This is a genomic window from Helicobacter apodemus, assembly GCF_003097575.1.
GTDB classification, from domain to species: Bacteria; Campylobacterota; Campylobacteria; order Campylobacterales; family Helicobacteraceae; genus Helicobacter_D; species Helicobacter_D apodemus.
Map to the genome: position 1 here is coordinate 1,579,090 of NZ_CP021886.1, position 21,664 is coordinate 1,600,753.

Annotated in this window: 21 protein-coding genes; 2 read left to right on the top strand and 19 right to left on the bottom strand. The window is 32.9% G+C overall.

Annotation, left to right across the window (positions count from 1 at the left end; genetic code table 11):
- Position 1: 1 nt before the first annotated feature.
- From CDV25_RS07810 to tgt, 7 genes are all read right to left on the bottom strand, one after another.
- A complete protein-coding gene (locus tag CDV25_RS07810) occupies positions 2 to 880 on the bottom strand; it encodes a c-type cytochrome (RefSeq protein ID WP_108911469.1) in 879 nt (292 codons plus the stop codon).
- Positions 881 to 1,099 carry a cytochrome c oxidase, cbb3-type, CcoQ subunit gene (locus tag CDV25_RS07815; RefSeq protein WP_034552357.1) on the bottom strand — a complete coding sequence of 73 codons (219 nt, stop codon included), beginning with the start codon at positions 1,097 to 1,099 and terminating at the stop codon, positions 881 to 883.
- Position 1,100: 1 nt separating this feature from the next.
- Entirely contained in the window at positions 1,101 to 1,784 is a 684-nt protein-coding gene (gene ccoO / locus CDV25_RS07820; protein ID WP_108911470.1) for a cytochrome-c oxidase, cbb3-type subunit II, read from the bottom strand.
- An 11-nt stretch (positions 1,785 to 1,795) separates the two neighbouring features.
- Complete coding sequence (ccoN, locus tag CDV25_RS07825; RefSeq protein WP_108911471.1) at positions 1,796 to 3,262, bottom strand: cytochrome-c oxidase, cbb3-type subunit I; 1,467 nt, start codon at positions 3,260 to 3,262, stop codon at positions 1,796 to 1,798.
- A 121-nt stretch (positions 3,263 to 3,383) separates the two neighbouring features.
- Positions 3,384 to 5,156, bottom strand: a complete 1,773-nt coding sequence (locus tag CDV25_RS07830) for a flagellar assembly protein A (RefSeq protein ID WP_108911472.1) — start codon at positions 5,154 to 5,156, stop codon at positions 3,384 to 3,386.
- Between the two features lie 15 nt (positions 5,157 to 5,171).
- A complete protein-coding gene (locus tag CDV25_RS07835; RefSeq protein WP_108911473.1) occupies positions 5,172 to 5,837 on the bottom strand; it encodes a bacteriohemerythrin in 666 nt (221 codons plus the stop codon).
- Positions 5,838 to 6,042: 205 nt separating this feature from the next.
- Complete coding sequence (gene tgt, locus CDV25_RS07840; RefSeq protein ID WP_108911474.1) at positions 6,043 to 7,170, bottom strand: tRNA guanosine(34) transglycosylase Tgt; 1,128 nt, start codon at positions 7,168 to 7,170, stop codon at positions 6,043 to 6,045.
- A gap of 50 nt (positions 7,171 to 7,220) precedes the next feature.
- Here tgt and CDV25_RS07845 point away from each other — a divergent pair, with 50 nt between their 5' ends.
- Entirely contained in the window at positions 7,221 to 8,618 is a 1,398-nt protein-coding gene (locus CDV25_RS07845; RefSeq protein ID WP_108911475.1) for a hypothetical protein, read from the top strand.
- Here CDV25_RS07845 and fliI read toward each other — a convergent pair whose 3' ends face one another.
- On the bottom strand, positions 8,619 to 9,920 hold the full coding sequence (gene fliI, locus CDV25_RS07850) for a flagellar protein export ATPase FliI (protein WP_108911476.1): 1,302 nt from the start codon (positions 9,918 to 9,920) through the stop codon (positions 8,619 to 8,621).
- An 87-nt stretch (positions 9,921 to 10,007) separates the two neighbouring features.
- Between fliI and CDV25_RS07855 the strand changes: the two genes are divergently transcribed.
- On the top strand, positions 10,008 to 10,892 hold the full coding sequence (locus tag CDV25_RS07855; protein ID WP_108911477.1) for an NAD(P)H-dependent glycerol-3-phosphate dehydrogenase: 885 nt from the start codon (positions 10,008 to 10,010) through the stop codon (positions 10,890 to 10,892).
- A 35-nt stretch (positions 10,893 to 10,927) separates the two neighbouring features.
- Here the strand turns inward: CDV25_RS07855 and CDV25_RS07860 are convergent, their stop codons facing one another.
- The 11 genes from CDV25_RS07860 to CDV25_RS07910 form a co-directional block, all read right to left on the bottom strand.
- The gene (locus tag CDV25_RS07860) at positions 10,928 to 11,125 is read right to left on the bottom strand and encodes a hypothetical protein (RefSeq protein ID WP_108911478.1); all 198 of its coding nucleotides are present in this window, start codon (positions 11,123 to 11,125) and stop codon (positions 10,928 to 10,930) included.
- A 312-nt stretch (positions 11,126 to 11,437) separates the two neighbouring features.
- A complete protein-coding gene (locus CDV25_RS10945; protein WP_432805897.1) occupies positions 11,438 to 11,569 on the bottom strand; it encodes a helix-turn-helix domain-containing protein in 132 nt (43 codons plus the stop codon).
- Between the two features lie 49 nt (positions 11,570 to 11,618).
- The gene (locus CDV25_RS07870; protein WP_239056347.1) at positions 11,619 to 12,269 is read right to left on the bottom strand and encodes a Crp/Fnr family transcriptional regulator; all 651 of its coding nucleotides are present in this window, start codon (positions 12,267 to 12,269) and stop codon (positions 11,619 to 11,621) included.
- Positions 12,257 to 12,625, bottom strand: a complete 369-nt coding sequence (locus CDV25_RS07875) for a hypothetical protein (protein ID WP_108911479.1) — start codon at positions 12,623 to 12,625, stop codon at positions 12,257 to 12,259. Before CDV25_RS07875 ends, CDV25_RS07870 begins: the two co-directional genes overlap by 13 nt.
- Before the next feature lie 9 nt (positions 12,626 to 12,634).
- Positions 12,635 to 12,832: a PP0621 family protein gene (locus tag CDV25_RS07880; protein WP_194145564.1), complete on the bottom strand. Its 198-nt coding sequence runs from the start codon at positions 12,830 to 12,832 to the stop codon at positions 12,635 to 12,637.
- Complete coding sequence (gene rsmG, locus CDV25_RS07885) at positions 12,817 to 13,398, bottom strand: 16S rRNA (guanine(527)-N(7))-methyltransferase RsmG (RefSeq protein ID WP_108911480.1); 582 nt, start codon at positions 13,396 to 13,398, stop codon at positions 12,817 to 12,819. Before rsmG ends, CDV25_RS07880 begins: the two co-directional genes overlap by 16 nt.
- Positions 13,395 to 14,450, bottom strand: a complete 1,056-nt coding sequence (gene queA / locus CDV25_RS07890; protein ID WP_108911481.1) for a tRNA preQ1(34) S-adenosylmethionine ribosyltransferase-isomerase QueA — start codon at positions 14,448 to 14,450, stop codon at positions 13,395 to 13,397. The genes rsmG and queA overlap by 4 nt, the downstream gene beginning before the upstream one ends.
- Before the next feature lie 10 nt (positions 14,451 to 14,460).
- A complete protein-coding gene (gene tatC, locus CDV25_RS07895; RefSeq protein WP_108911482.1) occupies positions 14,461 to 15,186 on the bottom strand; it encodes a twin-arginine translocase subunit TatC in 726 nt (241 codons plus the stop codon).
- 33 nt (positions 15,187 to 15,219) lie between these two features.
- On the bottom strand, positions 15,220 to 16,299 hold the full coding sequence (gene ispG, locus CDV25_RS07900; protein WP_108911483.1) for a flavodoxin-dependent (E)-4-hydroxy-3-methylbut-2-enyl-diphosphate synthase: 1,080 nt from the start codon (positions 16,297 to 16,299) through the stop codon (positions 15,220 to 15,222).
- Positions 16,300 to 16,321: 22 nt separating this feature from the next.
- The gene (locus CDV25_RS07905) at positions 16,322 to 18,493 is read right to left on the bottom strand and encodes a WD40 repeat domain-containing protein (protein WP_108911484.1); all 2,172 of its coding nucleotides are present in this window, start codon (positions 18,491 to 18,493) and stop codon (positions 16,322 to 16,324) included.
- Between the two features lie 115 nt (positions 18,494 to 18,608).
- Positions 18,609 to 21,662 (bottom strand): efflux RND transporter permease subunit, encoded by a 3,054-nt coding sequence (locus CDV25_RS07910; protein WP_108911485.1) that lies wholly within the window; start codon positions 21,660 to 21,662, stop codon positions 18,609 to 18,611.
- Positions 21,663 to 21,664 lie beyond the last annotated feature (2 nt).

The following is a 21,664-nucleotide window of genomic DNA, read 5'->3' on the forward strand; positions in this document are numbered from 1 at the left end:
CTTAATTTTTATCTGAATAAATAAAATATCCTAATGCTTCTTTTTGGATATCTGTTAGCATTTGGTTTTTAAAAGATGGCATATTCCCTATATGCCCCTTTTTACCCTTTTCTAAAACTTCAGCAACAAAAGTTATGGTTCCATATTTGCTTAAATCTGGAGCTAATCCACCCATACCTTTTCCATCTTCCCCGTGACAAGCACTACAAGTAGCAATATAAAGATCTTTTCCTCTCTGCACTAAATCGGGATATTTTGTCTTCTTAACATCAGAGATTTCAGCCATTATATAAGCAGCAATGGCTTTTTGGGATTCTTCATCATTGGCAACTTCTGGGGATAATTGATTAATAGGTGGCATCTCACCTAGTGGATAATCTAAACCTTTACTCCCTATTTTCATAGTTAAAATAATTCCTTCTTCTCTACCCCAATCTAATAAATTTGCTGCTACACCATTAATACCCTCTGTTGTAATTCCGTGGCATTGGGAGCATTGCACTAAAAACAAATTCTGTCCCATTTTAACAAGTATTTCTGTATCAGCATCTTTCCATTGCTCTTCAAATTTAGCATTATAAGCTTTAACCTCTTGATTATATTCACCAATTTGTGAATAAGAATTTAGTGGATATCCTACAAACCAATACCATAATGCCCAAATAATAAGCACCAAATAAACCAATCCCCAACCAACTGGAATATCATTTTTAAATTCTTTAATTCCATCCCAATCTTCGCTTGTCAGCTCACCTTCAGCCTTACTATTTTTCATTTTTCTAATATAGCTACCAGCAATAAAAATAGTCAAAGCCAGGATTAATATTGCACCAACAAGTGCGAGTTGATTTACACTATCACTTAAGTTAAACCATTCCATTTAGCTTTCCTTTTTTCCTTCTTTTTTGTTTCTAATTTCTATGAGATTATCCTCTAAGTTATCATCTAATGCAAGTCTTGCATATTTTTCATAATCAATCTTTCCACTCTTTTGGCTTTTATATAAATGATACACATAAGTATAAAGTAAAATAACCAACAAAAGCGTTATAAACCAATAAGCATAACCTTGAATGATTCGTATAGTCTCATAATCCACTTTAATTAGCCCTTCTTTTTTGTCCCAAGCTATTTAAATAAGCAATTAAAGCGACAATTTGCCTAATCTCTCCTCTTTGTAAAGCAGCTTTTATTTCTGGATCTTTCATATCTTCAACAATTAATTGAGCTTCTGCTAAAATTTCTGCTCTACTAGTTTCCAAATCTCCTAATTTAGGGTTATTTTCTGTATCATAAGGCACACCAAACACAACTTTTTGCGTATAAGCCTCTGCATAAGCAGTATCAACATCAATGTTTTTCTTATAAAGATGAGGGTAAGCTGGCATAATGGAGCCTGGAACAATACCAGCAGGATCTAGCATATGTTGCTCGTGCCAGTCTGTTGTTCTATAATCCCCAACACGATGCAAATCAGGACCAGTTCTCTTTGAACCCCATAAAAAAGGTCTATCATAAGCATATTCTCCACTAAGACTATAAGCACCATACCTGTCAGTTTCTGCTTTAAAAGGACGAACAAGTTGTGAGTGGCAAGCATTACAGCTCTCTGTAATGTAAATTTGACGCCCAGCGGTTTCAAGCAAAGTATAAGGTTTTAAATTTTCTGTTGGACGTGATGCTTTTGCAAAATCAGGAAGTATCTCTACCAATCCTGCAATGGAGAATACTAATAAAAATACTACCGTAAAGAAAAATGGGTTTTTTTCTAACCAATGAAACATCTAATCCTCCTTTACGCTGCCATAGGAGTTGCATAATTTGGCTCTCTTTCAAGCTCTCTACTTGCAACAATTGTCATAATAATATTATAAGTAAATATAATAAATCCTAAGAAATATAAGGCACCGCCAATAGCCCTAATAACATAATAAGGCATTAGCACCGTAACGGTATCAATAAAAGAATAGGCTAAAGAACCAAACTCATCGGTGGCTCTCCACATCATACCTTGCGTGATACCTGCAATCCACATACTCGAAAAATATAAAACAATCGCTGCACTTTGAATCCAAAATTGAATATCCATAAGATTTTTAGAGTAAATCTCACGTTTAAATAATCTTGGCGTCATATGATAGCAAGCTGCAATAATTGTAAAACTAACCCAACCAAGTGCTGCATCATGCACATGCCCTATAATCCAATCTGTAAAGTGGGCTAAAGCATTGACAGATTTAATAGATTGAATAGGACCTTCTAAGGTAGTTAGCATATACCAAGTTGAAGCAAGGATTAAAAATTTAATCAAGGGAGATTCTTTTAATTGATGCCATTGCCCTTTCATTGTTAAGAGCATATTAATCGCCGTTCCCCAAGAGGGTAAAATCAAAACAACAGAAAAAATTGATCCCATTGTTTGCATCCAATCTGGAACCGTTGAATAAATAAGGTGATGGCTTCCAGCCCAAATATACACAAACATTAATCCCCAAAACGAAAATAAAGTAAGCTTATAGGAAAATATAGGTTGTCCGGATTCTTTAGGTAAAAAGTAATAAATAATACCAATAATTCCCGAAGTAAAGACAAAAGCAACAGCATTATGCCCAAACCACCATTGAATCATAGCATCATTAGTCCCTGCATAGAAAGAAATGGAATGCAATATAGAACCTACACCAGAGACAAAATAAGTAGGTATAGAAAGATTATTAAAGATATAAAGTGCAGAAATTGCAACAAAAGTGGCTATGAAATACCATAAAGTAATATAAATTGTCTGTTCTCTCCTTAAAGCCATAGAACCAAAAAGACTAAATCCCCATAAAACCCAAACGATAACCACCAAAAGATCTAAAGGCCAAACAAGTTCTGAATACTCTTTAGATTGTGTTAATCCAGCAAATAAACTAATAACTGCTAAAATCATTAAAAGGATATAAAGACAGAAATGCAAATATCCAATAAACCTTAAAAAAGGATATTCATTATAAGAGATCTTTAAAACTCTTTGTCCTACATAATACCAAGTAGCCCAAATACCACTTAGTGTAAAACCATAAATAATGCCATTTGTATGCAATGGTCTAAGTCTTCCAAAGGTTCCAAACTCACCTGCTAGATAATTAAGATTTGGGAACGCCATTTGAAAAGCGATAATAACACCCAATAATAATCCAACAATGCCAAATGCGACAGTTGCAAAAAGAAATAACTTTGCAATGGAGTAATCATACTCTAATGCAGAATTTGATTGCATATACGCTCCTTTCCTACAAAATTTCCCCTGTTTCTAGAGAATAAACTTGCTATTTTATTAAAAAAATAATAACCCCTAGCTTAAAGGAGGGATGATAAGATAGTGAAACTTGGATAAAGGATTAAGAGTTAGCTTCTTTTGAATCATCTTCTTTATCTTTTTCGTCTTTTTCATTAGCAGCATAAGGATTAAATTTATCTATCCACTCAGTATATTCAGTTTCAACAATATCAGTTTGACGCAAATGACCAATTTCACCCTCTTTTACAATCTTAAAAGTAAGGGCATTATTGACTTGAGGCACAATAGTATTAAATAATCTTTCAACTTCGTGTTCGTAAGCCCTAAATTTTAATAAAGTTTCTTGTCCTTGCGAACTCCCGCGTATAATCACACTTGCGTGAAAAGCTGCCTCATTAATATCTTTTAATTTTTTTTCGCCGATATACCATAAATTAGTAAGATTATTATATTCTTTTAAGGCTTCTTTATATTCTTCTAAAGTCTTATCACGTTGCTTTAGGGTATCTGAAGAACCCTTTGGGACTGGTTTATTAGGGTCTTGATTTTTTACCGCATACGCCTTAGATTGTGAGGTAAATAAATAATTACGTAAATTAGTCATTTTTTGACGAAAAAAACGCATTTTTTTTCTCATCTCATCAACTAATCTTATATAGCTAAGCCTGTCCCGATGTAAAAAGACAAAGTTTTCTGGGTCAACTTCTAAAATATTAAAATCCCCAACAATATTATCAGTTACTAAAGAATAACGAGTATAAACTTGATTGCTAGAGCGTAATTCTTTAATATAGACATAATCTGCCTTAATAACACCACCTGCAGAAGCATTAATAAAAGCAAATCTTGCTTCAACCTTGCCTTTCTCTAAAGAATCAATGACAACGGTATGTGCTTTAACATTACCTTGATGTGCGGCAATAAAACAAAAATCTGCATAAATAGTAGATTTAGAATCAACAACACTATTAATTTTCACCATTTTATCAGCTTGCACTTCTTGGATACTATCAAAACTATTAGAAAGAACCAAATTATCAGTAATTGCATAAGTATAAGGTCCAACTTCTTTTAAAAACCCATCTTGTGCTGCAAAAAACTTAATACCAACTTCATCTTCTCTATGTATTCCATTTTTTATCTTTATAGGGCAAGGAGCAATTTTCTCATCAAGAGTGATTTTTTCTCCTTTTAAATTCCTTCCTGCCTTAGAGGGTATTGGTTTAATATATTCGAATAATAAATCCCCTTTTTTAAAAGTCATTAAAAAATTTTTTGTTGTTATAGTTCGTGAAATATTTGAATAAGCAAAATCCTTTTCATCAAAACAAAAATTTAAACTTTCCTCTTTTTTCGGTGTTGGAGCAACACCTACTGCTACATTTAATAAAACTTTTACAGGATGAGCATCATTAATAACTTGTTTTACAAATTCATTAATTTGAAGTGCTAGATTTTTGTACTCTCTAATCTTTATTAAATATCCATTAAGCAACATTGTTTTATAAAGCAAATGATAAATATCAGCCTTTAAGGTATGATGGAATACTAAAGGGGATCGGCAAGTTAAAATGGCATCAAGACGATACTTTGGGACTTCTTTTAATTCAAAATAAAATTCTTTCTCTGTTTCTGGAAATTTATAAATATCTATGGTATGAAGCTGCTTAATAACTACATCAGCAGTATAATTGGAATCTTTATTAAATATACGCGTATCAGTAACTAATTTTGGAATATTATCATCATTTGTAATACATACAGTCTGTGTATCTAATAAATCAAAATCAAGCTTTACCCCCAGCTCTTCTTCTTTTTGTGATAGGAACAGAGGAATATTATCAATTCTATTAAATCGTATTTTTTCAAGCATTACTAGTTATTTTTCTTATTCAATATAATATTGTTTTAGTAAATCATCAAATTTGTTTTCATCTTTTTCTAATTCAGTATCAAGCTTAATAATGGGATTTTTACAAGTAGTGCAACAAATATAAGAATGCTCTCTTTGTAATTCTTTATCTAAAGTATCACAAACCTCATGAACTTTTAAATGGCAAAGGCAAATATAGCGGTGCTTAACCTCATTAGAAATATCATATGCTTCATCTAATATTTTTGTCTTTTGTTGCAAGTTATAAGGCAATTCATTAATCTCTGTTAAACAATTCCGAAAAGATTCTATTCTCTTATCTTCTTCTAATATATGTTTTAAAAGCCAATGATCAAGAAATTCAAAAAGTTTTACACTCGTTTTGTCAATATCATTAAAGTTAGAAACAACTGCTTTAAGATTTTTCATAAAAACCATATGAGAAGCACGATGCTCCTTAAAAAAGGGATAATTAATACGTTTCATATACTCTTCTTCATCTTTTATATGCTCTTTTGCATAAATTAGAAGTTTTGAAATCAATAGTTTTAATTTAGCTTCCTTAACGGCAGGCTCCATATTAATAATAACTTTTGCTAAACCTACATATTTCATCAATTCTTGGTGTTGAGCATCAAGATGATGATTCTTAATGCTATAATCTGGACTCCACTCTACCATAAGTAATCCTTGTAAAATTCAATAATGTATTAATGTATTAATGTATTAATGTATTAAAGCCTTAAAGCCTTAAAGCCTTAAAGCCTTAAAGCCTTAAAGCCTTAAAGCCTTAAAGCCTTAAAGCCTTAAAGCCTTAAAGCCTTATGTAGGCAAACAATTAATGTTTATTATTATACCATATTTATGTTTATGCTTTGAAATATATTTAATAAATTTCTACAACCTTTTTATAAAACTCTTCAAACCTGCCTTGAAAAATAGCTTCTCTAGCATTCTTTGCTAAGCTTAAATAATAAGCTAAATTATGAATACTTGCTAATCGAAAATAGCTCATTTCTCCCGCTCTAAAAAGGTGGTGTAAATAAGCCCTTGTATGATTGGTGCAAGTATAACAAAAACATTCTTCATCTAATGGTTTTGTATCAAGCTTAAACCTGGTAGATTTAATAGCAATCTTTCCCTCACTAGTAAAAAGAGTCCCATTCCTTGCATTTCTTGTTGGCATCACACAATCAAACATATCCACGCCCCTTGCAATAGCTTCTATAATATCTCTAGGTGTTCCAACTCCCATTAAATAACGCGGTTTATCTTTTGGCAAAAATGGAAGTGTAAATTCTAGCGTTTCATACATCATTGCATTAGATTCCCCAACAGCCAACCCTCCAATGGCATATCCATCAAAATCCCCCATTGAACCTAAATCTTTTGCACTTATTTCTCTTAACTCCCTATCAACTCCCCCTTGATTAATAGCAAAAATATGATTATTAAACGCTCTCCCTTCCTCCTGTGCTTGGTATTTCTTAAAATTATGGTATTGAATAGATTCTTCTGCCCAAAGACTTGTTTTATTAATAGATTCTAAAATCCTCTCTCTTGGGGCTGGCAAACCCACTAAATCATCTAAAACCATCATAATATCACTATTTAAATTGTATTGAATATCTAAGACTTTCTTGGGGGTAAAAAAATGCTTGCTCCCATCAATATGGCTTTTAAACAAAATTCCCTCATTAGAAACTTTAACATTATTAGAGAGGCTAAAAGCTTGAAATCCTCCACTATCGGTTAAAAAGTTTTTAGGGAATTTACTAAAATTATGCAATCCTCCTAATTGCTTAATAACTTCATCATTAGGACGCAAATAAAGATGATAAGTATTAGCTAAAATAATGGGGGCTTTTAGGGCTAATAAATCCATAAAGTCTAAAGCTTTTACACTTGCTTGTGTCCCAACAGGCATAAAAATAGGTGTTAGAACTTCTCCGTGGGCTAATTTTAACATTCCAGCTCTAGCGTTACCACAGACTTGCTGTAAATTAAATTCCATTTTTAACCTTTTTTTGCTACATTTTCAAGATTTTTTGATAAGGCTTAAGAATGAGAAAAGTGCTTTTAATTTTAGATGGAATTGTAGCAAAAGAATTTGTAGCTACCCTTACTCATAAGCATTTTGATAAAAACTCTTATATCTTTGTCTCTTTAGATAAAGAACTTTTGCCCGCTCATTCAAAACATAATGAGACTTACCAATTTGACCCTTGCTCTTCGCACCGATTAAAAGAGATTTTAACGCCCCAAATCACAGATTGCTACATCATTACAGACCAAGTTCAAGAAAGAGCCATTATTTACACAATTATTCGTAAATTTAGCAAAAATATCCAAATTCACCTCTTAGGCAAAATACCTTTAGATGAAGAGGATAATCACCTTATAATGATTAATGAAGCAGCCTTTTTAAGTGCAAAACTCTTTGAAAACTTTCCAAACACTCCAAGGATAGCAAAAAATATCGGACTCCAAGAGGGTGAAATTATGCAAGTTAATGTTCCCTTTGGTAGCCCTTATGCTTATCGTCCTTTTAGTATTATAAAGCAAAAAAAATGGAAAATTGCAGCGATTTATCGCTCTAATGAACTCATCTTACCAAAATACTCTACTACCATACTCCCTAATGATTCTTTGCTTTTAGTCGGTGATCCAACAACACTTTGGGATATTTACTGCCGAATCAAAGAAGAAGTAGGGCAATTCCCCACACCTTTTGGGAAAGATATTGTTTTATATATTGATATGCTCCATTGCCAATACCTAGATTCTTGCATTCAACAAACCTTATGGCTTTTTAATAAGTTTAAAAATAAACGATTGTATTTGTGTTTTTTTAACGCTAATTCTTTTGAAAAGCTTGAATCTTTAAAAAACAATCCTGCCTTAAATAAAGACAATATTGCTTGGGGTGTAGAATTTTATGAAAATTCGCTTATAAAAATTATTCAAAAAGATAAAAAAGTTAAAAATATTGGATTAATTTTGCTAGAAAGCTCCCTTTTAAAAAAATACCAAACTTTTCTCTTTAGTCTAGGGATTCCTCTACTTAAACTTAACAATACCGCCTTAGATAGCCTTAAAACTAGTGTTGTTATTATCCCAAAAAACACAGAAGAAGCCGAAAAAATCTCCTCTGTGGTTTTTGATTTTTCAACGCAAATAGGCTTACAAATAAAACTTTATGATTTTGATCCTGATGGAAACTACCACAAAGAAGCCATTAACTATTATGAACATACTGCAAAAATCTTTGATAAAAAAATAGAAATTTTACGCTCTAATACGATAAACCCAATATTTTGGCTTAATAGAGAAAAACAGATTCTACAAATCCTCCCGCTTAAAAATACCAAAAAATCCATTTGGTCATCCCTAACAGATGCAGAGAGCCTAAGTATTAAGCTCTCTAATATACCGCAGCTTTTTATTCCCTTATCTATTTAACTATTGCATAAGCGTAATAAGCTCATTAATACTTGCCTCATAGCTAAACACCTCATTATGATCTTGCTTTAAATAATTTTCCATTCCCTCTTTTTTGCTAATGGCTTCATCTAATTCTTTATCACTTCCCGTTTGGTAAGCACCAATACGGATTAGAACTTCATTTTCTTTTAACAAAGAATAAAATCTCCTAAACTTCCTTGCTGCTTGTATGTGTTCTTGTGTGGCAATATCATTCATTAATCTTGAAGCGGAATTTAAAATATTAATAGGGGGATAAATACCAAAATCTGTCAAGTTTCTATCTAAGAGGATATGCCCATCTAAAATACTACGACTTTGATCGGCAATAGGATCACTCATATCATCCCCCTCTACTAAAACCGTGAAGTATGCGGTAATAGAGCCTTGATTATTTTCTTTCCCTGCTCTTTCCATAAGTTGTGGCAATAATGTTAAAACAGAGGGTGGATATCCTTTACTTGTAGGTGGCTCACCTAAGGCTAATCCAATCTCTCTTTGTGCCATAGCAAAACGCGTTACAGAATCCATCATAAAAAGCACATCTTCACCCTTATTTTTGAAATATTCTGCAATACTCATTGCGGCAAATGCACCATATTTACGCATTAAAGGAGAGTCATCGCTTGTAGCTACCACTAAAACGGTATTAGTTAAGTCTCCCCCTAAATTTTTCTCTACAAATTCTGGGACTTCCCTTCCTCGCTCACCAATTAGGGCAACCACTTTAATCTTAGCACTTGCACCCCTTACTATCATCCCCATTAAAGTAGATTTTCCAACTCCACTTCCGGCAAATATTCCAAGCTTTTGTCCTTTTCCACAGGTTAAAAGCCCATCAATACTTTTAACCCCTACATTAAAAACCTCATCAATCATTCCTCGCTTCATAGCAGCAATAGGAGGGCGAATAATAGGCATAGAACCCTCTGCTCTTAATTCTCCCTTGCCATCAATAGGTTCTCCTAAAGGATTAATTACCCTCCCTAAAAGCTCATTCCCAACAGGGATTTGTAATCCTTTAGTATTAAGATACACCTTATCTCCAACCTTAGTGCCTTCAACAAAAGAAAAGGGCGTGATTTTAAAACTGCTCTCCTCTAAAGCACTTACCATCCCTATGGTAGCATTATTATCTTCATTAACGATTTTTACAATATCACCAATGCTAGGGGATAAGCCATTAGCTAATAAGAATCCTTGCTCAACTTTAATAATAACACCAAAAGAGGGGGAAAGATTAAGTCTATTTAACTTTTCTTTGATATTTTCTAATGCCATTTGCACTCTTTATTAACAAAATCACGATGAAGTAAGATTTTAATATATTTTTATTAAAATTCTTCTATAAAAGCAATAAGGACAATCATGGCAACAATTAGTGTATTTGGAGGTGGTGCTTGGGGGAGAGCTTTAGCCTCTGCTTTTAGGCATAAAAATGAGACTTTTATCATCTCAAGAAAAAACCTTAATCTCCCTTATCAAATCACTCAAGAAGAAGCACAAAAAAGTGATTTTTTCATCGTTGCAATATCCTCTAATGTTCTGCCCTCTTGGCTTAGCACTTCTCCTTTACCAAAAGATTCTAAGATTTTAGTCGCATCAAAAGGCATTACTAATGGGCTATTTGTGAGTGATATTTTTGAAAAGTTTTATGCCCAAGCAACACCTAGTTTTTTAGCAGGACCTAGCTTTGCTAAGGAAGTTTCAGACAGCTTACCTTGTGCGCTTAATATTCATTCCTACAAATTAGAATACGCTAAAGAATGGCTACCTTTATTCCCAAATTTTATCAAACCCTATGCTAATGATGATGTAATTGGCGGAGAGATTGCTGGGGCTTATAAAAATGTTATTGCTATTGCTAGTGGGATTTGTGAGGGTTTAAAGCTTGGTAATAACGCAAAGGCTTCCTTAGTGGCTAGAGGATTGGTAGAAATGTCTCGCTTTGGTCAATTCTTTGGTGCTAAAGAAGAGACTTTTTTAGGATTATCAGGAGCTGGAGATTTGTTTTTAACCTCTAATTCTACCTTATCAAGAAATTTTCGTGTGGGTCTTGGATTATCTGAAGGTAAATCTTTAGAGAACATTTTAAAAGAAATTCAAGAGATAGCTGAGGGGATTTATACCGCTAAAGAAATTTATTCCCTAGCACAAAAGCACAATATTTATACCCCTATTGCCAAGGAAGTTGCTTTAATTATACAAGGTAAAAATCCCAAAGAAAGCCTCTTAGCATTAATGAATCGTTAAAAACAAACTAAACTTCTCTATAAGCTCAATTTCTTTTAAATCCTATGCAACCCCTCTAACAATTGTGCCACTACAATAAACTCCTCGCTAGATTGTGTGGCAATATCTTCACTTAAAGTTGCAGTTTCTAATTTTGTTAAAATCTCCCCACTAATACTTACTACCTCTTTAACCTTTGCTTGAGTTAGAATCTGTGTTTTTCCAACAAATTTTTCTAATCCACCAATTAGCATAATGACTTAAAAGATAAGCCATTTTTTGGATACGCATCCTTTGATTGCTAACAGTATCTATTTTGAAGTATTAGCCTCTAAATTTTATCCCCATAAAGCTTATTAGAGAGGTTTAATTCTCTATGGAGCTTTTAAAAATATCCATTTATCAAAAATAGAATCTAATTTGGCTTATGATTATCGCTAAAGCACAAAATATCAAGATTAGTTTCAAACTTCTTTAAAGCAGGATAAATGTGTAAAATCCTTGCTGTTTTGAAAATTTATTTTAATGATAAATTGCCAATTGCAATAGACTAGTCGTAATTTTTGCTATCTTATATCTTGTTTAAAAATCATTTGGAGTTTATCTTCATCTAAAATTTCAATTTTACCTACTTTATTAGTCTGTATAATCCCTTCACGATGAAGTTTTTTGAGTATTCTTGAGGCTGTTTTGAAAATTTATTTTAATGATAAATTGCCAATTGCAATAGACTAGTCGTAATTTTTGCTATCTTATATCTTGTTTAAAAATCATTTGGAGTTTATCTTCATCTAAAATTTCAATTTTACCTACTTTATTAGTCTGTATAATCCCTTCACGATGAAGTTTTTTGAGTATTCTTGAGAGGGTTTCTGGCTGAATATTCAAAAATGCCGCACTTTCATTCTTTCTATGAATATTAAAATTCTTTAAATGAAATTTTAAAGCATACGCTACTTTAGCTGTGCTATCAAAAACTAATTCTCTTTGAATAAGCTCTTCATATAAAGTCATCTTTTTTAATAACTCTTTAAAGAAAACTTGCAAGATTTTTGGATAATCCCCCAAAAGAATATTAAATTTTTCCGCTTCAAAGCAAGCGACAAGGGATTCCACTTTGCATTCTACATTCGCAAAAGATTTTGTCTTAAAGTCTTGCTTATAATCAATCAAAAATCCTTCTTTTAAAAACCCTAAAAAAATTTCTCCATCAAAACGATTAACTTTATAAATCTTTGCTTCACCTTGTAATAAAAAATAAAGAGAGGAGATTTTCTCCTCTTCATAAAGAATAAGCTCTCCTTTTTGGTATCTTTTTATCCGCATAATTTCTTTTAAAGCTGAAATTTCCTCTTTAGGCAAAGAGCTAAAAGGATAAAAACTCTCTAAAGCTTCCAAAAAATTACTCCATCAATACCCTTTTTTGCAGCCTCTTTAATCTCTTCTTCTTTGCTAATTACCAACAAAACTTTAGAATCAAAGAGATAAGTCTCTGCTAAGTGCTGCAAATCTCTTGCTATTTGTAAATCTCTAGTCATTAAAAACTTTGCTCCTAGATTCACTAGCAATAAAGCCTTAGTAATATCTGTTACCATAGAGGCATACTCTACATTAGCTTCAAAACAAAATTTTGCTAACTCTAAATTTTCGTCTAATATCAAAAAATCTGTAGGCAAAGAATTTTGAATATCCTCTTTACTTTTTATTAAAACAAGCTGCAAAGGCTTAATAAAAGGATGATTTAAAATAAGCATTATTTTCCTTTATTTTAAACAACATTCTTTAGAGCAATAATATTTACCACTTTGGATAATAGCCTCTTTACTTGAGACATAAATCCCACATTTTTCACATTCAACCATAATTTCTTCTTGTTTTTTAGGGCTTTCTTTTCTATGGGGTTTGCGGATAAAAAAGTAATAAATGCCTACAATCAAAGCCAAGATTAATAACCATTGCATAATGATTCTCCTTTGAATACAAGATAATGCCTTAAGCCTCTTTGGTATTGCTTAAATTCTAAAGATTCCATCATTTCAGTTTGAACCCTACTTCCTTTATAAAGCAATATTAAAGTTTCCTTATGGATTAAATGCCTAACCTTTGTTACAAAGGAAGAAAGCTTAAAAGTCGCCCTAGAGGTTATGAAATCTATGTTTTTATGATACCTAGTTTCCTCTACCCTTTGACGCAAAATTTCAAAATTCTCTAAAGCTAATTGTGCTTTTAAATTTTGTAAAAAAGCGGCCTTTTTAGCATTAGGCTCACACAAAATCACAGGTATTTTTAGGACAATTCCAAGAGGGACTGCTGGGAATCCATTCCCGCTTCCTACATCAAAAAGCATCTTTTTTTCTGTTAGATTAAGGGTTTGAATGCTTAGAGGATACAAAGAATCCTCTATATTCTTTAAGATCTCTTTAGAATCTCTAGCTCCACTTAAACTATGAATTTTATTCCATTTTTGTAAAAACTCCTTATAAGATTCTAGCTTTTCTAAGCTCTCTAAAGGTAATGCTAAATTCATAATATTAACATTCCATCGCCATAAGAATAAAAACGATACTGCTCTTTAATCGCCTCTTTATAAATCCTTTGCATCTCCTCTAATCCAACAAAAGAAGCTACAAGCATTAGAAGTGTAGTTTTAGGTAAATGAAAGTTTGTTAAAAGCGCTTTAGTTAATAGCGGCTTATTAGGTAAATGCAAAAATAAATCGCATTCTCCACGCCCATATCCTGTTAATCCAAAATATTCTACTACTCTAGTAGCTGTCGTGCCAATAGCAGTAATATGGGTAGCTTCAGAAATTTTTTGCTGGCTTTCTTGAGAGATATAAAAAGATTCCTTATGGATTTTATGCTCTAAAATATTATCAACACTCACACCCATAAAAGTTCCAGCCCCTATATGCAAGGTTACATAAGTGTGTTTAAAGTTTTGGGTTAAAGCATTAAAAGTTTCTTCACTAAAATGCAAAGAAGCCGTTGGAGCAGCAATAGCTCCTAGGTGTTTAGCAAAAACTGCATTATAATCCTCCCTATCTTGTATTTTAGTTTCCCTTTTAATGTAAGGAGGGAGAGGGATATGCCCATATTGCTCTAAAAAAGCAAAAAACTTTTCTTTTTTTAAAGGCTTTAAAATCCCATCTTCCACTTCAAAAAATCTCACCTCTTTAAACCCCATTCCCTTATCTTTTATAATCTCTGCAATAATATTCCCCACAAAGGCGATTCTTGCTCCCTCTTTAAGTCTCCCCTTACATTGTAGCAAATAAGAATTACTCTCTAATTCCTTATGAAAAAGTGCTTCAATCTTTGCCCCCTGCTGACCTATTTTAGAATCTTTTAATACCTTTTTTCCATAGAATCTAGCAGGAATAACTTTTGTATCATTAAAAACTAAAAGTGTATCTTGAGGCAAAAAACTAGCAAAATTCCAAAAATTACTATGAATGATGCTTTTATCCCTGCGGTTATAAACTAAAAGTTTAGCGTTTTCTTTAGGGTTTTCAGGATATTTAGCAATAAGCTCTTTAGGCAGTATATAATCATAACTTTGCAAAGATAATACATCCACTATATTTACCTTACTCTTGTGCTTCCTTATAAGGATTAACCATTTTTGCGATTAATATAGAAAGTCCATAAAGCAAAGTTAAAGGAATTGCCATTAAAAATTGAGAGAGTATATCAGGGGGCGTTAGAATAGCCGCTAATACAAAGATAAAGACAATGGCGTATTTGAAATATTCTTTTAATGTCCTATCCGTAATCAACCCAATTTTTGCTAAAAAGAAAGTTATAATAGGCAGTTCAAAAGAGATTCCAAAACCTACCATAAGCTTTGCAAAAAAGCTTACATACTCTCCAATACTGGGTAATGCGGTAAAAAGCTGAGTTCCAAAGTTAATCAAATAGGTAAAGCCAATAGGAAAAGCCACATAATACGCAAACGCACAACCACATAAAAAGAAAAAAGTCCCAAAAATCACAAAAGGGACTACCATTTTTTTCTCATTGTCATAAAGACCTGGTGCTACAAAAGCCCAAATTTGATAAAAAATAACCGGCAATGCAAAAATGAAACCACTAAAAAAAGCCACCTTTATAGCAGTAAAAAAAGCTTCCCCTACTTGTGTGAAAATAACACTTTCTTGACCATTAGGGAGTGCAACACTAAGAGGTGTTATCATCCATTCTAAAATAATCTCCCAAAAATAAAAAGAGACACTAAAAGTAACCATTAAAGCAATCGTAATATTAATAAGACATTTACGCAAATCTTGTATATGAGGCTTTAAATCTTCAAGCATTTTTCTCCCTATCACCTAATATAAATAGTAATATCAAACCTCTATTTTTTTTAATTCTTGCTCTGTGGCTAACACTTCTTGAATAAACACATCAATAAGTTCAGATTCTTTATATTTACCGACAATCTCACCCCTTTTGATAATTAACCCATCTCCATTACCAAAAGCAATAGCTACATCAGCGTGTTTAGCCTCTCCCAAAGCATTCACTGCACAACCCATAATAGAAAGCTGCATAGGGGTTTTTATAGTTGGCATTCTTTGTTTAATCTCTTGGAGTAAAGGCACTAAATCCGCTTGTAATCTCCCGCAAGTTGGGCAAGAAATATAAGTAATACCCTCTTTTTGTCTGCCACTATAACGCAAAATAGAACGCGCTACCTCCACTTCTTTTTCTAGCTCCCCAGTAATAGAAACCCTCATAGTATCGCCAATACCCTCTAACAAAAGCCCACCAAGAGCCATAGAACTTTTAATCATCGAAGATTCTAGATCTCCTGCTTCTGTAACCCCTAGATGAAAGGGATAATCCACAAGAGGGCGAAGCATTCTATAAGCCTCTAAAGTCCTCTCCACATCACTAGCTTTAAGGGAGACTTTAAGATTGCTAAAACCAAAATCCTCTAAAAGCTTGATATTATAAAGTGCAGATTCCACCATTCCCTTAGGAGTAGCACCATATTTATTTTCAAAAGCTCTCTCCAAACTTCCCGCATTGACCCCTATTCTAATAGGTATATCTCGTTGCTTACAAGCATCCACAACCGCTTTTATTTTCTCTTTTGAACCAATATTTCCGGGATTTATACGAATGCAATCCACACTCTCTGCGGCAATAAGTGCAAATTTATAGCGAAAATGAATATCAGCGACTAAAGGAAGGGAGATACAAGTTTTTAATTCTTTTAGGGCTTTAGCGTCCTCCTCATCACTTACTGCTACACGAACAATATCGCAACCTGCAAACATTAAGCGATCAATTTGCTCTTTAGTTGCTTTTATATCTGCAGTCTTTGAATAAGTCATACTTTGCACAGAAATTGGTGAATTCCCACCTATTTTTACTCCTCCAACTTGTATTTCTCTAGTAGGGTAACGATTAGAAGTTTGCATTATTTATTCCTATATTTGGTTTTCACAAGATTTCATAAGATTGCAAAGGTTGATTATCAATACAAAGTAAAGAGATTGCAACTATGGTATTTAAATACCCCTTTGGATTTCCCTCATAGGAGATGCCCTCAAGCACATCTAGTAGCCCTAAACTCTCTGCTACTTGCTTTAATTCCTCATCTTTACCATAGCGGTCAATATAATGCCTAAAACTTTCTCTCCAATTAATGTTTTGTGTTTCATTCTCAGCACTAGGGGCATTTAATTTAAACTCTGCCAAATAAGCTACTTTTAGCAATGAGGCAATTTTATCACGAAAAGTTTCAACATTAAGATACTCCGCTAAAGCATTAAGGGCAGATTCTCCCTCTCCCTTAAGTGCATATTCAAAAGCCACTTTAACACTGCTCTTAAATTCATCATAAAGATTTTTGGACTCTTGTAAAGAATAGAGCTCATAATTAGCTTCTATCATAGCAAAAGCCTCTACAAGTCGTCTTTCTTTGCAAAGATCTATAAATGCGTTTTTATTTTCAATGGTTTTAATTTTCTCATTAGCAATGCTTGCAAATGGAGCCATAGAAGCAAGTAATCCGCAAAGATCTAAAGCTTTAGCATAATTTGCTTGATTCTCTAAGGCATTAATTCTTTGTAAAATCTGCTCCCCTATATACAAGGCATTTTTATAAAGCGATGTTTCTTTTAAAAAACTAAATTTTTCACAAATCTTGAAATATTCCCCATAATTCCTTGCTTTATATTCCGTTTCAGCGCGTAAAAATTTACTGGTATTATTTAAAAGCATAGTAATCATTTCTTTTTTAGACTTAACATTTACAAAGATTTTTAACAAAGCTTGAGCCTTAGGAAGGTTTAACTTATGATCTGCAATAAGAAGTTTCTTAGCCCCCGTAAAACATTTCTCCCATAAATCCTCTAATTCCCCATAAGCAACCGTATTTTGAATATAAGGATGTTGCTGCGCTAATGTATAAGCTTGCCCATAATTTTTTGCCTCAATAGCATCCATAAATTTTGCCACACTTTCTTTTTGTTGCCAATAATAATCAAATTCCTCTTTTTTCTTTTTATCACGCATAAATGGCTCTACAAGTGTTGTTGCTTCCTCTATATTATTCTTAGCTAACAAATCAATAGCCCGCCCTAAAGTTTCTTTCCATAATGTTTCAACTTTTGTAATATATTCATTTAAAAGCTGCAAGAAAATATTTTTTTCTTGAAGAATTTTAATAGCAGCTTTTAAATCACTCTGCTCTAAAACTTTTAACATTTCCTCTTTAGTTTCTTCCATATCAATAATTTCAATAACCCCATCACTATACCCTATATAAAGCATATTTTCAGAAACAAACATAGCAGTAACACCTATGTGTTTTAAGATAATGCTATCTATTAAAGTATTAGTAGAAAGGTGCATTATGCGTAAAATATTATCCCTCCCTGCTACAATAGCAAAATCCTCATTGGGTAACTTCCTAGTAATAGTAAGCCAATATTTGCCTAACAAGTTCTCGCTAATAATGCTCTTTTTTAAAATATCATAAGTAATAGTCTTGCCATCTCTAGTAACACAAAAAATTTTTGTATTATTATCATAAAACACTACATCTTCAATCACAGAATCAAAATCCATATGGGCAATTTGCACATTCTTTAACAAATTTACAATAAAGGTATCTTTATTAAAAGAGCCTGCAAATAATAACTCCTCATCTTCACTAAACCTAAGGGAAGAAATCGCATCAGAGACAGGGGGAAAGCTAGTAAGTAATTGACAATTCTCACCAAAATATACTAATACTCTTCCATCTTGTCCTCCAACAGCAATATATCTATCTTTTGGAGAGAATACTATATTAGTAATGGGTAGTTTTTGCCAAGTTAAGGAAGTAATAGGAGCGATATTTTTTCCTACATTTAAAACAATGCCTTCGTTATTTTTAGTAAAACCAACAACTATCCTAGAAGTTTCATAAGAGATAGCAACAGCTTTACTAAAATGATGCAGAGGTTCTAATTTTTTTGAAAGCTGTAAAGTTTTATCAATGACTTTATTTTCTAACAAAAAGGTTGAAATATTATAAAAATTATCAATGCAAAGAATAGAAGTTTTATTGGTAGAAAGCCCAAGAACACTGCCAATAAGTTTTAATCTTTTTTTGATAGGAAACATAAAAATTCCTTAATTTCTCACTACCTAAATACTGCAAGAAATATTACTTTGCTTTTTGTAAAAAACTTCTTAACAAGAAATGCTAATTTAAGTTATAACATAGCACAATAAATCTTTATTTATAAAAGCTCCTTATCTTTTCATCAAGTGGGGCTAAAAGCTTATAAAATGCTGGCACAATCAGTAAGCTTAAAAACATAGAAAGGGATAATCCGCCAATCATCGCAATCCCCATAGGGGATTTTATTGCACTCCCAGCACCTGCACTTAAAGCAAGGGGCAACATTCCAAAAATCATTGCAAAAGTGGTCATCAAAATAGGACGCAAACGCAATTCTCCAGCCTGTAAAATAGAATCTTCTAATCCCATTTTTTCGGCTCTTTTTTGGTTGGCCACATCAATGATTAAAGTCGCATTTTTCCCCACCAATCCCATTAAAAGCAATAATCCCATAATGCTAAAAAGGCTTAAAGGTTCATTGCTTAAAAATAATGCCAAAAAAGCTCCAGTAAAGCTTAAGGGTAAAGTAACCATAACAATAAAAGGCTGCAGTAAAGATTCATATAAAGCCGCTAAGATAAAATAAATAAGGATAAAAGCACTCAAACTTGCGGTAATAAAAGCAGCATTAGTTTCTTTTAAATATTTTGCATAACCCTCAATTTTATAATTTACACCCTTATCTAACCACTCTCCCTTTTGCTCCTCAACAAACTTTGTAGCTTCCCCTAGGCTAATGCCATCACTTAAATTCGCATAAATCATCACACTTCTTTGCCTATCATAATGCTTAATAGAAGTAACTCCGCTAATCTCCTCTATGACTATTAAACCACTTAAAAACACATTTTCACCCTTAGCATTACGCAAACTTAGAGACTGCAAGTCTAAAATTTGACTTTTTTGGGGGGAGAGCAAAACAATATCATATTCTTTCCCATTTTCGCGATAATAAGAAATAGCCCCACTTCCACTAAAAGCATTATTTAAAACAAGAGCAATTTCTTTAGCACTAAACCCATATTCACTTGCTATTGCACGATTAATAATAATCCTATACTCGGGCGTTTTATCCTTAATATCTGTATGTATATCGAGGAATTTTCCGCTACTTTGCATAAAATCTAAAAGCTTTTGCAAACTTTGCTTAAGACTCTCATTATCCAAAGAATACATTGCCATTTGAAAAGGAGAATCATCCTCTCCTAAGCTAATTTGAGGAATTTCAATAATAGTAATATTGATATTAAAATTTTTAGCAAATGCCTTATAAGAATCCCGCAAAGATTCTATGATTTGCTTTTGTTTCCTCTCCCTTTTATTGTAAGGCACTAAACGCACATAAATCTTTGCTTCATAAACCTTTTTTTCTGATGTAAAGCCAATGTTTAAAAGGCTATATTCTACTTCTTTAATATTTTCTAAAAACTTTTGAATCTCTAAACTTTGTCTTTGCATCTCCTCTAGCGAGATTCCCGGTTTTGCAAGGATTTTTATATCAAACTCTGCCTTATCCTCTGCAGGGAGAAACTCCACCCCAAGTCTAGTAATTAAAAACAAAGAAACCACAAAAAGACTAAAAATACCAACAATGACCAAAATATATCGGGCTAAAACCCATTCCAAAAGACGAATATATAAAATCTCTAATGCCTTAAAGTATTTCTCACTTTTGTGATAAAAAAGGCTTTTTTTAGCATTAGCAATTCTAGCACTAAGCATAGGGATAAAAGTAATCACAACCCCATAAGAAATAAGAATAGCCGCTACAAGTGTAATACTAAAGGAAGTAAAAAACCTCCCTACTACACCACTTAGATTAGCAATAGGAAAAAACACCGCTAAGAGCATTGCAGAAATAGCAATTAAAGCAAAGCTAATTTCTTTTACCCCTTCATAAGCAGCTTCTAGCTTTGATAACCCAAGCTCTAATTTTTTATAAATATTTTCAATAACTACAATCGCATCATCAATAATAATACCAATAGCTAAGGTAAGGGCTATCATAGTAGCGAGGTTTAAAGTCATTCCAAAAAGCTGCATACAAGCAAAAGTCCCCAAAATAGAAGCAGGGATACTAAGACTTGAAATAAAAGTAATCCTTATATTCCTTAAAAAGAAAAAAACAATAAAAACCGCTAAAAACGCCCCTAAGATTAAATCAAATTCCACCGCATTAATGCTATCTTGAATATAAGAAGTAGTATTCCGCACAATTTTTATGGAATACTCTGCATTTTGCTCTTGCAAAATGGGTAATAACTCTTGCACTGCTTTAGCAATTTCTATCTCATTAGCTCCGGTGATTTTTTGAATCTCTAATAAAATACCCTCATAAGTATCACCCTTTAACCCAAGCGAAGAAAAGCTCCTAGCCTCTTGTGTAGAATCTTCAACCCTAGCAATATCACCAAGCTTAATGTTGTTAGCGACAATAATATCCTCTAATCCTTGAATATTCTGTGCATCTGCCTTTGTTACAAGCCTCCACTCTCTTTGCTTATCAACAAGCCTCCCACCATCAATTTCAATATTTTGCGTAGAAACTGCATAGGCAATATCATTAAAAGAGAGATTATATTTATTTAAAGCACCCAAATTAGGGTATATTCTAATCTCTCGCTCTAAAAACCCTACAAGATTGACTTTCCCCACTCCTTTAATACGTTGCAACAAAGGCTTAATGTTTCCATTAACATAAGTATGAAAGGCTAAAGTTTCTTGCGTATTAGCAGAAGACTCTTTAGGGGTAATAAACAAAGAAATAATAGGAGCTCCCCCAATATTAACTTTCTCAACAATAGGAGATTTTACTTCACTCCCAAAACTCACGCCTGAAACCTTATCACGCACATCATTAGCCGCTATTTCAATAGGTTTTTCTAGCTCAAATTCCGCCGCTACCACACTAACACTATCCGCACTAAGGGAAGTAATTTTTTTAAGCGATTCTATACCACTAATGGCTTCTTCAATTTTATCGGTTATTTTTCCCTCAATAATTTCTGGATTAGCCCCGGGATAAAAAGTCGTAATGGTGATGATGGGAACATCTACATTAGGATAGAGGGAGATACTAAGATTCCTTAAGGCATTCACGCCAAAAAACACCAAAGCTAAAACAAACATCAAAGTAGTAATAGGTCTAGCAATGGCAATTTTAGACATTC

Excerpts from the sequence above, each read along its gene's own strand:
- CDV25_RS07810 (WP_108911469.1), bottom strand. The coding sequence starts at position 880 with ATGGAATGGTTTAACTTAAGTGATAGTGTAAATCAACTCGCACTTGTT.
- ccoO (WP_108911470.1), bottom strand. The coding sequence starts at position 1,784 with ATGTTTCATTGGTTAGAAAAAAACCCATTTTTCTTTACGGTAGTATTT.
- ccoN (WP_108911471.1), bottom strand. The coding sequence starts at position 3,262 with ATGCAATCAAATTCTGCATTAGAGTATGATTACTCCATTGCAAAGTTA.
- CDV25_RS07830 (WP_108911472.1), bottom strand. The coding sequence starts at position 5,156 with ATGCTTGAAAAAATACGATTTAATAGAATTGATAATATTCCTCTGTTC.
- CDV25_RS07835 (WP_108911473.1), bottom strand. The coding sequence starts at position 5,837 with ATGGTAGAGTGGAGTCCAGATTATAGCATTAAGAATCATCATCTTGAT.
- tgt (WP_108911474.1), bottom strand. The coding sequence starts at position 7,170 with ATGGAATTTAATTTACAGCAAGTCTGTGGTAACGCTAGAGCTGGAATG.
- CDV25_RS07845 (WP_108911475.1), top strand. The coding sequence starts at position 7,221 with ATGAGAAAAGTGCTTTTAATTTTAGATGGAATTGTAGCAAAAGAATTT.
- fliI (WP_108911476.1), bottom strand. The coding sequence starts at position 9,920 with ATGGCATTAGAAAATATCAAAGAAAAGTTAAATAGACTTAATCTTTCC.
- CDV25_RS07855 (WP_108911477.1), top strand. The coding sequence starts at position 10,008 with ATGGCAACAATTAGTGTATTTGGAGGTGGTGCTTGGGGGAGAGCTTTA.
- CDV25_RS07860 (WP_108911478.1), bottom strand. The coding sequence starts at position 11,125 with ATGCTAATTGGTGGATTAGAAAAATTTGTTGGAAAAACACAGATTCTA.
- CDV25_RS07875 (WP_108911479.1), bottom strand. The coding sequence starts at position 12,625 with ATGCTTATTTTAAATCATCCTTTTATTAAGCCTTTGCAGCTTGTTTTA.
- CDV25_RS07880 (WP_194145564.1), bottom strand. The coding sequence starts at position 12,832 with ATGCAATGGTTATTAATCTTGGCTTTGATTGTAGGCATTTATTACTTT.
- rsmG (WP_108911480.1), bottom strand. The coding sequence starts at position 13,398 with ATGAATTTAGCATTACCTTTAGAGAGCTTAGAAAAGCTAGAATCTTAT.
- tatC (WP_108911482.1), bottom strand. The coding sequence starts at position 15,186 with ATGCTTGAAGATTTAAAGCCTCATATACAAGATTTGCGTAAATGTCTT.
- ispG (WP_108911483.1), bottom strand. The coding sequence starts at position 16,299 with ATGCAAACTTCTAATCGTTACCCTACTAGAGAAATACAAGTTGGAGGA.
- CDV25_RS07905 (WP_108911484.1), bottom strand. The coding sequence starts at position 18,493 with ATGTTTCCTATCAAAAAAAGATTAAAACTTATTGGCAGTGTTCTTGGG.
- CDV25_RS07910 (WP_108911485.1), bottom strand. The coding sequence starts at position 21,662 with ATGTCTAAAATTGCCATTGCTAGACCTATTACTACTTTGATGTTTGTT.